Genomic DNA, 10,651 nt, shown 5'->3' on the forward strand with positions numbered 1-10,651 from the left:
TCAGCGATCCGAGAAACTCAGCCGCGACGGCAGCGGCGGAAACCGCCGCTCACGCGCCGCCCGGTCGATGAAATCCGCATCAAACGGCTGGTTCAGATTGGCCCCGTCGAAGGGAAAGCCGGAATCGGGCACGCGCGGATAGGTGCCGTCATCGGCGGGCGCGATAAGCTCGGCGGCGCGCTTGGCCTCGCGCGCCAGCTTGCGGCTCAGCGCGCGCGCCTCGTCATCGGTCGACAGGATGCGCGGCCGCAGCATGATCAGCAGGATCCGCTGGTTCTGCGAGACCGAGCGCCCCTTGAACAGACGCCCAAGCAAAGGCAGCTCACTCAGCCCCGGCACCCGCTGGTTGACCGAGCCTGACCCGTTCTCGAGCAGGCCGCCCAGCATGATCACATTGCCGTCGCGGACCAGAACATTGGTCGACAGCTCGCGTTTGGCGGTGATCTCGCTTCCGGCGGCAGAGGCGGAATTGGTCAGGTTCGACACTTCCTGCCGCAACTCCAGCCGCACGGTCTTGTCCCGAGTGATTTGCGGCGTCACGGTCAGCGTGAGGCCGACATCCTGCCGCTGGATGGTCTGAAAGGGCTGGTCGGGGATCGCGCTGTCCCCCACCGTCGCGAAACTGCCTGTCACGAAGGGCACGTTCTGCGCCACAATGATCTCGGCCTCACGGTTGTTCAGCGTCAGGATCGACGGGGTCGACAGCAGCTTGGTCGAGGACTCGGAGGCGAGTGCTGCCAGAAATCCGCCGATGCCGCTGCGATCAAACGCCGCGATACTGCCCCCGGTGCCACCCCCCAGAGGTTCCGCGCCGCTGAGCACGGTGGTCACTAGGCTGGTCAGCGTGGGCCGTCCGCTGAGCGCGAATTCGACTCCGCCCACGGTCGCATCCTCGATGACACCGCCGAACTGCACGGACAAATCGGAGAAACTTTCGACCGACAGCTCAAAAATCACCGCCTCGATCAGAACCTGATCGGGCCGTTGATCCAGCCCGTGAACCGCCGCGACGATCGAACTGATCCTGTCCGAGGGGCCGGTGATGATCAAGGCGTTCTGCTGCTTCTCGGCCACGATGGTGATACCGTTCCCGGCCGTTGCGGGGGCCGTACCGTCGCCCCCGGCAGGTGCCGTCTGCCCGCCAAAACTCTGGCGGATGACATCCGCGAGATCCTCCGCATCGGAATAGTTGAGGCGCACCACCTCGGTCGAGAGGCTGCGCTGCGGCTTGTCCAGCTGCGCCACGACATTGCGCACCCGGTCGCGGAATTCCGGCGTTCCCGACACGATCAGCGCGTTGGAGCGCGGATCGGCCGACAGACTCGACCCTTGAGGCGTGATCGACAACGCATTGATAACACCCAACATTTCCGCGGCCTTGCCGTTGCGCAAGGGGATCGTCTCGATCGAGTTTCGGCTGGGCGTATCGAGCCTGTCGACAAGCTGCACGATGCGCTGAAAATTCTCGCGCCGGTCGGACAGGATCATCAGGCCCGATTCCGGCACCACCGACAGCACCGCCTCGCCGGGCAGAAGCGGGCGGATGACCTCGGCGATCTCGTCCACCGGGCTGTTGCGCACCGCGATCACCCGGGTCTCGAAATCGCCGCCAAGCTTTGCGCGATCCTGACCGGGGGCCAGTTCGCGCGCCACGTCGATCGGAACGATCCGGTCGGTGGTGTCGCCCTCGACGATGGTCAAACGGTTGAGTTCAAGCACGTTGAGAAAAATCTCGTAGATCGCCGACGGTGACACCTCGTTCGGCGCGACCACGGTGACGCTGCCCTGCACCCGGTCGTCGAGGATGAAGTTGCGACCCGTCGACTGCGCGACGATCTGCACGAAATCCCGCAGGCTCGCATCCCGCAGATCAAGCGACACCTGAGCCTGCACCGGCAGCGCGCTGGCCACCCACAGCCCGAGGATAAGCACAAATGCTCGACAGAATTTCATGTTACGATTCAATACTATCGTCATGTGACATGGATTGCCCGCGATAACGGCGCTGCCGCCGTTCCAAATTTCTGCTCACGGCGATGTTACCTGATTTGAACCCGGCGTGCTACGGTAAACCGCACCCGACGCAGGAATGCCTCAGCGATGCAATTTTTACAGGTGTCCGAGTTTTTTCATGGCTCGCTCTCACAGCGGCGTGATAGAAGCGTGAAAAAAGGCACGGGACAGGTTTCGAGAATGAAGTTCACAGGCAAGTTGTTGATCGCGGCGGTATTTTCGATCCCACTGGCGGCGTGTGAGCCCGGCGTGGTCAGCGAGGGCACGGAATTCCAGCGCAAGTACAGCACCGCGCGTAAGGCGCTGGAGGCGGGCAATTACGATAGCGCGATCCGCAGCTATGGCGCCCTCTTGCTGAATGCCGGACCGCTAGAACCGCGTCTGCGGCTGGAATACGCCCACGCATTGCTGCGTGGCGGGCGTTACGACGAAGCGGCGCAGGTCGCGGCCACGCTTGCCTCGGACCTCAGCGGCTCCGACCGCGCCGCGGCCCTCGCGGTGCGGGGCACGGCGCTGCATGAAAGCGCCCTTGCCGAGATGCGCATGGGCACGGCGAGGCGCGGCACGGTGGAAAAACTGCGCGCTGCCGATGCCGTCCTTGCAGAGATGCTCGCACTCGACCCCGAGATGGACCCTCTCGGGGCCATGGCCAGTCGGCGCAGCGACATTCGTCGGGAAATCGCGCAATTGGGGGGCTGAGACCGCGCGGTCAGCGCGCCTCTTCGGGGTTGAGCCGCAGCACCGAGGCGTTGAGCGCACCAGCCACGCTGACCCATGCCAAGTAGGGCAGGAACAACAGCCCCGCGATCATGTCCACCTGCCATAGCGCCACCGTCGAGGCGGCAACCGACAGCCACAGCCCGCTCAGCACAATCAGCCCCAGGCGCATTTTCTTCAACCCGAAGAACACCGGCGTCCACAACCCGTTGAGCGCGATCTGCAAGGCCCAGAAGGCCATCGCGATCCCATTATCCGGGCTGACCGCGACCCGCGCACCCGCCGCCGCCATGCAGACGTAAAGCAACGTCCAGGCCACCGGGAACAACCAGTTGGGCGGTGTCCACCACGGCTTGCGCAGCCGCGCATACCACTCCCCGGGCGAAAACAGCCCTCCGGTAGAGCCTGCGGCGAAACAGGCGGCCAGGAAAATCGCAAAGCAGATCCAGATCATGCCCGGTATCTATCGCCCGCATCTCCATCAATCAAGACAAAGCCCCGGCCCGCATCCCGCGCCTTGAGCTGCGCCATCGTGGCATAGAGCGTGTCGCTCCAGTCGCCACGCTGCGGCGCGGACGCCGCCGCGGCCTCAACCAGAAACGCGCATTCCGGCAGGGATCGCGCATAGATCATCGCCGAGCGCGGCATGGCATATGTCGCGCCCGCCCGCAGCATCGCAAGGCTGAGCCAGCCCAGTTTCTGCCGCGTGTTGGTCATTGCCCGCCGGGTCACCGAATCGTACCCCGCCCGGCGCACCTGATGGCCGATCCCGGCATAGACATGCCGCGCGGCAAAAATCCCCGGTCGGCAGGCACGCGGCAGCGCCGCGATCCCGGCCTCGGAGCGCGCATAAAGATCATCCGCCTCGCGCAACAGCCGGTGCAGCATTCCCGCCATCTGCGTCGAGGGGTGCGGCGCGGCGAGAAAATCCTCCGGATCAAGACCGGCCTCGTCGAACCACTCCAACGGTAGGTAGAGCCGACCTTCGCGCGCATCCTCGCCCACGTCGCGGGCAATATTTGTGAGTTGCATCGCCACGCCCAGATCGCAGGCCCGGGCCAGTGCATCGCCATCACGCACCCGCATCAGCACACACATCATCGCCCCCACCGCAGAGGCCACCCGCGCCGAATAGGCGCGCAGGTCCGACAGCGTCGCATACCGCCGCCCCATCGCATCCCAGGCCAGCCCCTCCAACAGCGCCTCGGGCAGCGCGCGGGGCATCTCGAAATCGGCGATGATCGCGGCAAAGGCGCGGTCGGCGGGGGCATTCTGGGGCCGCCCCGAATAGGCCAGATCAAGCCGCTCCTGCAGGCGCAGCACGGCCTCGGATTTGTTGGGTTGCAGATCGACCGCATCATCGGCCAGCCGACAAAAGGCATAAAGCGCCAGCGCCGGGTCTCGCAGGCTGCGCGGCAAAAGCTTGGAGGCGGCATGAAACGAGCGCGAGCCGTGGCGGATCGCCGCCACGCAGTGCTCCATATCGCGCGGATCAATCATCGGCCGCGCACCGTCTCGGCGTCGGGTACCAATTTATCCAGCACCTCAGCGCTTGAAATTACCCCAGGCAAACCCGCGCCGGGATGTGTGCCCGCACCGACCAGATACAGCCCCTGCGCCTCTTCGCTCACATTGTGCGGCCGGAACCACGCGCTTTGCAGGATGCGCGGCTCGATCGAAAAGCCCGTGCCATGCGGGCTGAGATAACGGTCGCGGAAGGTCTCGGGCGTGAACACCTCCGAGGCGGTCAGATGATCGCCCAGACCCGGCAAAAGCTGCTCTTCCAGAACCTTTTGTACCTTTTGGCGATAGGGTTCCGCCTCGGCCTGCCAATCCACCGGATTTGCATGGCCCAGATGCGGCACCGGGCTCAGCGCGTAGAACGTGTCATCCCCCTCGGGCGCCACGGTCGGATCGGTGACAGAAGGGCGATGCACATAAAGGCTCATGTCCTGCGCCAGTTTGCCGGTGCGGAAGATGTCCCGCACCAGACCCTTGTAGCGTGGCCCGTTGACGATGGTGTGATGCCCCGCATCGCGCCACATCTCCGCCGTGCCCTTGGTCCCGAAGTACCACACGAACAGGCCCATCGACCAGCGCGCGCGCCGCAGTCGAGCAGGCGTCCAGCGCCGCTTTTTGTGGTTGCGCAACAGGTGGTCATAGGTATGGCCCGCATCGGCGTTCGAGACCACGATATTGGCGGTCACGATCTCGCCCGAGGTCAGCCGTACGCCCCGCGCGCGACCCTTTTTCAGCAGGATCTCGTCAACCTCCGCGCCCTGCCGGATCATCCCACCCTGCTCCTCGATCACGCGGCCCATGGCGCGCGCGACGGCATCGACGCCGCCGATGGCGTAATGCACGCCGAATTCCTTCTCGAGATGACTGACCAGCGTATACATCGAGGTCACGTTGAACGGATCGCCGCCGATGAACAGCGGATGAAACGACAGCGCCATGCGCAGACGCTCGTCCTTGACCCGCCGCGCCGCATGGGCATAGACCGACCGGTCAGCGCGCAGCCAGGCGAATTTCGGCAGCACCTTGATCAGATCGCCAAGCCGGTGCATCGACCGCCGCCCCAGATCCTCGAACCCGAACCAATAGCGCGCCTCACTGTCCCGCACAAAGGCGTCATAGCCCTTGAGATCACCGGGCGAAAGTCGCGCCACCTCGGCGCGCATCGCGTCACCATCCTGTCGCGCGGTGAAGGTCGAGCCATCGGGCCAGCGAATTTCGTAGAATGGATCGAGCGCGCGCAGATCGACATCGGCGTCGAAATCGCGCCCGCAGGCGGCCCATAACTCGCGAAAGATCTGCGGCACGGTCACGATGGTCGGCCCCAGATCGAAGCGGTGTCCGTCGCGCATCAGGCTCGATCCACGCCCGCCGGGGCTGTCGAGCCGGTCCATCACGCTCACCCGGTAGCCCCGCGCGCCCAGCCGCATCGCCGAGGCGAGACCGCCCAGACCGGCCCCGATCACAACGGCATGCGGGGCGCTCGCCCGGGCCGCCTCTTCGCTCATTTCCGGATTCAGACGTGTCAACATGAGATCATGCTACATGTGTCTAGTTAAATTGACAATCACGGAATGCACCCTTTTCTATGCCTTGAAACCATGTCACTATTTCTGCACAGATCGTCACAGGGAGCGGCCCGATACAAACCGTCAGCCTCAGTTTCCATCGCTTCGACACCGGTGTCAGTCGGCTCTGGGCCTTTGCCATGATGGGCGCGGCGCGGCTGATGATGCCGCGCGTGCCCGGCATCGGCTTTTGGAAGCTCTGCGGCTCGGGCACCGGCGAGGGGTTCACCCCGGTGCCCAATACCGGGGTCTACGCGATTCTCGCCACATGGCCCGACCATGCCACCGCCTTGCGCCAGACCGCGAAGGCCGATGTCTTTCGCCGCTACGCCCGCCACGCGGCCGAGGTCTGGACGGTGTTTCTCACCCCGGTCTCGGCGCGCGGCGCATGGGCAGGCGAGAATCCCTTCCGGCCTGCCGACGATCCCGGCACCGGCCCGCTCGCGGCGCTCACCCGCGCCACCGTGCGCCCGGCCCGCGCGCTGCGCTTCTGGCGGCGCGTGCCCGATATCAGCGCGATGATCGGCCAAGACCCGAACGTCGCCTTCAAAATTGGCATTGGCGAGGTGCCGCTGCTGCATCAGGTGACCTTCTCGATCTGGCCCGATGCCGAGAGCATGGCGCAATTCGCCCGCGCCGACGGGCCGCATGCCCGCGCCATCAGCGCCGTGCGCGAGGGCGACTGGTTCCGCGAAGAGCTTTACGCCCGCTTCCGCGTCACCGCCACGCGCGGAACCTGGCACGGCACCCAACCGATCACCATGAAAGAACCCGCATGACAGCCCCCTACCCGTTTTCCGCCATCGTCGGTCAGGACCAGATGAAACGAGCGATGATCCTCACCGCGATCGAGCCGGGGCTAGGCGGCGTGCTTGTCTTTGGCGACCGCGGCACCGGCAAATCCACCGCCGTGCGCGCGCTCGCCGCCCTGCTGCCGCCCATCCGCATGATTGCGAACAGCCCAACCAATGCCGAACGCGCCGAGGACAACCCCGACTGGGCCCCGCCCCCCGACGGCGATATCGTCGAGCGCCCCACCCCGGTGGTCGATCTGCCCCTCGGCGTGACCGAGGACCGCGTGACCGGCGCGCTCGATATCGAGCGGGCCCTCACGCGCGGCGAAAAGGCGTTCGAACCGGGGCTTCTGGCGCGCGCCAATCGCGGCTATCTCTATATCGACGAGGTCAACCTGCTGGAGGATCACATCGTCGACCTGCTGCTCGACGTGGCCCAATCCGGCGAAAACGTGGTCGAGCGCGAGGGGCTTTCGATCCGCCATCCGGCGCGCTTCGTGCTGGTGGGCTCGGGCAACCCCGAAGAGGGTGAATTACGTCCGCAACTGCTCGACCGGTTCGGTCTCTCGGTCGAGGTGCGCTCGCCCACCGATATCGAGGAGCGGATCGAGATCATCCGCCGCCGCGACGCCTATGAGACCGACACCGCCGCCTTTCTCGCCCATTGGCAGGCCGAGGATGCCGCGATCCGTGACGCCATCCTTGCCGCCCGCGCGGCCAAGCCCGATGTGACCACGCTCGACGATATCCTGCGCGATTGCGCGACCCTTTGCACCGCGCTCGGCGCGGACGGGCTGCGCGGCGAACTGACGCTGATGCGCAGCGCCCGCGCGCTCGCGGCTTATGAAGGGGCCGCCGCCATCACACGCGACCACCTGCGCCGCGTCGCGCCCATAGCCCTCAGCCACCGGCTGCGCCGCGACCCTCTCGACGAGGCCGGATCGGTCACCCGCGTCATCCGCCTGACCGAGGACCTGCTGGGATGAGCGGCAGCGCCGCATGGGCCCGCGCGCTGCGCGCGCTCAGCCTTCTGGCCATCGACCCCGAGGGCCTGCGCGGGGTGCATCTGCGCGCGCGCGCAGGCCCGGCCCGGCAGCGGTTCGAGACCTTGCTCGCCACCCTGCCCGGCCCCGCCCGGCGTATTCATCCCGACCTGAGCGACACTGCGCTCTTCGGTGGCGCGGATGTCGCCGCCACGCTGGCCCAAGGGCGGCTGGTCTGGCAAGAGGGGCTCGCCACACAGCCTGCCCGCCTGATCCTGCCGATGGCCGAGCGCACGCAACCGCATCTCGCCGCGCGGCTCGCGCAACTGCTCGACCGCGCGGCGGGGCACGGGCTGATCCTGCTCGACGAGGGCGCAGAGGAGACCGAGCGCGCGCCCGACGCGCTGATCGAGCGGCTCGCCTTCGGCCTCGATCTCGACGCGACCGGCTGGCATCAGGCGCAAGCGACCCTGCCCGCGCCCGCCGATCTCGACGCCGCCCGCGCGCGCCTGCCCGGGATCAGGATCGACCCCGACCATATCGCCACGCTCACCGCGCTTGCCGCGCGCTTCGGCATCGACAGCCTGCGCGCGCCGCTGCTGGCACTGCGCGCCGCCCGCGCATTGGCCGCCCTGAACATGCGCAATACGCCCAACGACGACGACCTGCGCGAGGCGGCGGAACTGGTCTTTGCGCATCGCGCCACGCAGATCCCGCAGGAGGAAGACGAGGCGGAGCCACACGACGACACCCCGCCACCCGACCCCGAGACCGACAGCGCCGATACCGACGAGATGCAGGACGGCATCCCCGACGATATGCTGATCGACGCGGTCGCGGCCCTCATCCCGCCGGGCCTGATGGAGCGGCTGCAAAACGCCCGCAGCGCGCGCGGCCTGCGCGGGGCCGGGGCCGGCGCGCGGCGCAAGGGCAATCGGCGCGGCCGTCCCCTCCCCTCCCGCCCCGGCAAGCCCGACGGGCGCGCGCGGATCGACATCGTCGCGACCCTGCGCAACGCCGCCCCTTGGCAACCGCTGCGACGGCAAGGCGACGGCACCGCGTGCGTGATCATCCACCCTTCCGACATCCGCCTGCGCCGGTTCGAGACCCGCTCCGACCGGCTGCTGATCTTCGCCGTCGATGCCTCGGGCTCGGCGGCGATGGCGCGGCTGGCCGAGGCCAAGGGCGCGGTGGAACTGCTGCTGGCGCAGGCCTATGCGCGGCGCGATCACGTGGCGCTTATCGCCTTTCGCGGCACCGGGGCGGAGTTGCTTCTGCCACCGACCCGCTCGCTGGTGCAGGCCAAGCGTCGGCTGGCGGGCCTGCCCGGCGGCGGCGGCACGCCGCTGGCGGCGGGGCTTCTGGCCGGGGCCACATTGGCGGCACAGGCGCGCGGGCGCGGGCTCGACCCGGCGCTTGCGCTCTTGACCGACGGGCGCGCCAATGTCGCGCTCGATGGCAGCGGCGGGCGCACGGCGGCCATGCAGGAGGCACGTGAGGTCGCAGCCCTTCTGCGCGCCCTTGGCCTGCCCGCCGTCCTGCTCGACACCTCGGCGCGCACAGCGCCTGAAACGGCGCAGCTTGCAACGGACCTCGGCGCGCGCTACCTCGCCCTGCCCCGCGCCGATGCCACCCGCATCAGCGGCGCGGTCAATGCGGCGCTTGATACGCCTGCACGATGAGCGGCGGGGCCGAGATTCCAACCGACTGGCCCAACCGCGCGCATTCCCGCCGCATCCGCCACCGTCCGCATGACTGGCACGTGCAGGAAATGGGAAGCGGCGAGACGCTTTTACTGCTGCACGGTGCCGGGGCCTCGACCCATAGCTGGCGCGATGTTCTGCCGCGCCTGGCACGACATCACCACGTCGTGGCACTCGACCTGCCCGCGCAGGGCTTTACCCGCGCAGGCGACCGGCGACGCTGCGGCCTTCGCGCGATGTCCTCCGATATCGCGGCGCTTTGTGTGGCCGAGGGCTGGCAGCCCCGCGCCATCATCGGCCATTCCGCTGGTGCCGCCGTGGCGCTCGATCTTGCCACACGCCTCACCGCGCCGGACGGCAGCACGCCGCGGGTGATCGGCATCAACGCGGCTCTTGACCGGTTCGAGGGCATCGCAGGCTGGCTCTTTCCCCTGCTGGCACGGGTGCTGGCGCTCAACCCTCTGACGGCCACGATCTTTACCATGGGCGGCGATCCCGCACGGCGCGCGCGGCGGCTGATCGAAGGTACGGGTTCCAGGCTCGACGACGCCGGGCTGGCGCTCTACGCGCGGCTGATCTCGGATCGTGGCCATGTCGACGGCACGCTGCGGATGATGGCGCAATGGGACATAGACGGGTTGCTCGACCGGCTGGAGGGCCTCAGCACGCCCTGTCACCTTATCACCGGCGAGAACGACCTAGCGGTGCCGCCCGGGGTCTCAGACCGCGCCGCCCCTCGGCTGCCCGATTGCACGGTCACGCAGCTGCCCGGTCTGGGGCATCTGGCGCATGAGGAAGACCCGGAGCGGGTCTGTAGCGTGGTGGAGCGGATATTGCGTGACACCCAGACCCGGAAAGATTGATCCGAGGGGTCGGTGAGCCTGCCGCGACCCTTGGCCGAAACAGCCACGAGCCACCCGGTGCCCGACCGCTGCACAGCGGTGCCCGAAGCACCATTATTCGGCGCTTACGCATCACGCTTGGAGCCTTGTCCTGATAACCTCAATCGGCGGGATAAGAAACCTACCCGCTGACGCGGGAAAGAGATCCCCTTTTGCGCGAATCATATATCTGTGCGACGTCGCCTGACAAAGGACGGCGATCAGATGCTGGCAGCGGCCGAGCCATCAGACCGGGTCCGAAAGGTTTACATAAACTCGGTTTTTTTATTTTCGGGGGCAATTCTGTCAACTTAGGGGAAGCTTAGGGTAAACCTTTCGGTGACTTCCGGGCCATTTTGGCCCGTTTCAGCGCCCAAGAGTTTCCCACTTTTTCAGTCAGGTAAACCTTTTGGCAACCTTATGTAAACCTCATGTAAACCTTTCTGTCGGGATCCGGCGAGGAGCGGCAGACCA

At 66.8% G+C, this 10,651-nt stretch carries 9 protein-coding genes; 5 read left to right on the plus strand and 4 right to left on the minus strand.

The window, feature by feature from the left end:
• Window positions 1-1,953, minus strand: a complete 1,953-nt coding sequence (gspD, locus tag ACSSV4_RS21455; RefSeq protein ID WP_454277106.1) for a type II secretion system secretin GspD — start codon at window positions 1,951-1,953, stop codon at window positions 1-3.
• A gap of 240 nt (window positions 1,954-2,193) precedes the next feature.
• Between gspD and ACSSV4_RS21460 the strand changes: the two genes are divergently transcribed.
• Window positions 2,194-2,712, plus strand: a complete 519-nt coding sequence (locus ACSSV4_RS21460; RefSeq protein WP_454277107.1) for a tetratricopeptide repeat protein — start codon at window positions 2,194-2,196, stop codon at window positions 2,710-2,712.
• Window positions 2,713-2,722: 10 nt separating this feature from the next.
• Here the strand turns inward: ACSSV4_RS21460 and tspO are convergent, their stop codons facing one another.
• The 3 genes from tspO to ACSSV4_RS21475 are packed head-to-tail and all read right to left on the minus strand — an operon-like array spanning window position 2,723 to window position 5,780.
• Window positions 2,723-3,184, minus strand: a complete 462-nt coding sequence (tspO, locus tag ACSSV4_RS21465; protein ID WP_454277108.1) for a tryptophan-rich sensory protein TspO — start codon at window positions 3,182-3,184, stop codon at window positions 2,723-2,725.
• Window positions 3,181-4,230 (minus strand): 15-cis-phytoene synthase, encoded by a 1,050-nt coding sequence (crtB, locus tag ACSSV4_RS21470; protein WP_454277109.1) that lies wholly within the window; start codon window positions 4,228-4,230, stop codon window positions 3,181-3,183. The genes tspO and crtB overlap by 4 nt, the downstream gene beginning before the upstream one ends.
• Window positions 4,227-5,780 (minus strand): phytoene desaturase, encoded by a 1,554-nt coding sequence (locus tag ACSSV4_RS21475; RefSeq protein WP_454277110.1) that lies wholly within the window; start codon window positions 5,778-5,780, stop codon window positions 4,227-4,229. Before ACSSV4_RS21475 ends, crtB begins: the two co-directional genes overlap by 4 nt.
• 110 nt (window positions 5,781-5,890) lie before the next feature.
• On the opposite strand from ACSSV4_RS21475, the gene crtA reads away from it, so the two are divergent.
• Genes crtA through bchO form a run of 4 tightly spaced genes read left to right on the plus strand, consistent with a single transcriptional unit; the run spans window position 5,891 to window position 10,159 of the window.
• Entirely contained in the window at window positions 5,891-6,595 is a 705-nt protein-coding gene (gene crtA / locus ACSSV4_RS21480) for a spheroidene monooxygenase (protein WP_454277114.1), read from the plus strand.
• Window positions 6,592-7,596 (plus strand): magnesium chelatase ATPase subunit I, encoded by a 1,005-nt coding sequence (gene bchI, locus ACSSV4_RS21485; RefSeq protein ID WP_454277111.1) that lies wholly within the window; start codon window positions 6,592-6,594, stop codon window positions 7,594-7,596. Before crtA ends, bchI begins: the two co-directional genes overlap by 4 nt.
• Complete coding sequence (locus ACSSV4_RS21490; protein ID WP_454277112.1) at window positions 7,593-9,275, plus strand: magnesium chelatase subunit D; 1,683 nt, start codon at window positions 7,593-7,595, stop codon at window positions 9,273-9,275. The genes bchI and ACSSV4_RS21490 overlap by 4 nt, the downstream gene beginning before the upstream one ends.
• A complete protein-coding gene (gene bchO, locus ACSSV4_RS21495; protein WP_454277113.1) occupies window positions 9,272-10,159 on the plus strand; it encodes an alpha/beta fold hydrolase BchO in 888 nt (295 codons plus the stop codon). Before ACSSV4_RS21490 ends, bchO begins: the two co-directional genes overlap by 4 nt.
• Window positions 10,160-10,651 lie beyond the last annotated feature (492 nt).

This window comes from Roseovarius sp. MBR-154, assembly GCF_053628595.1.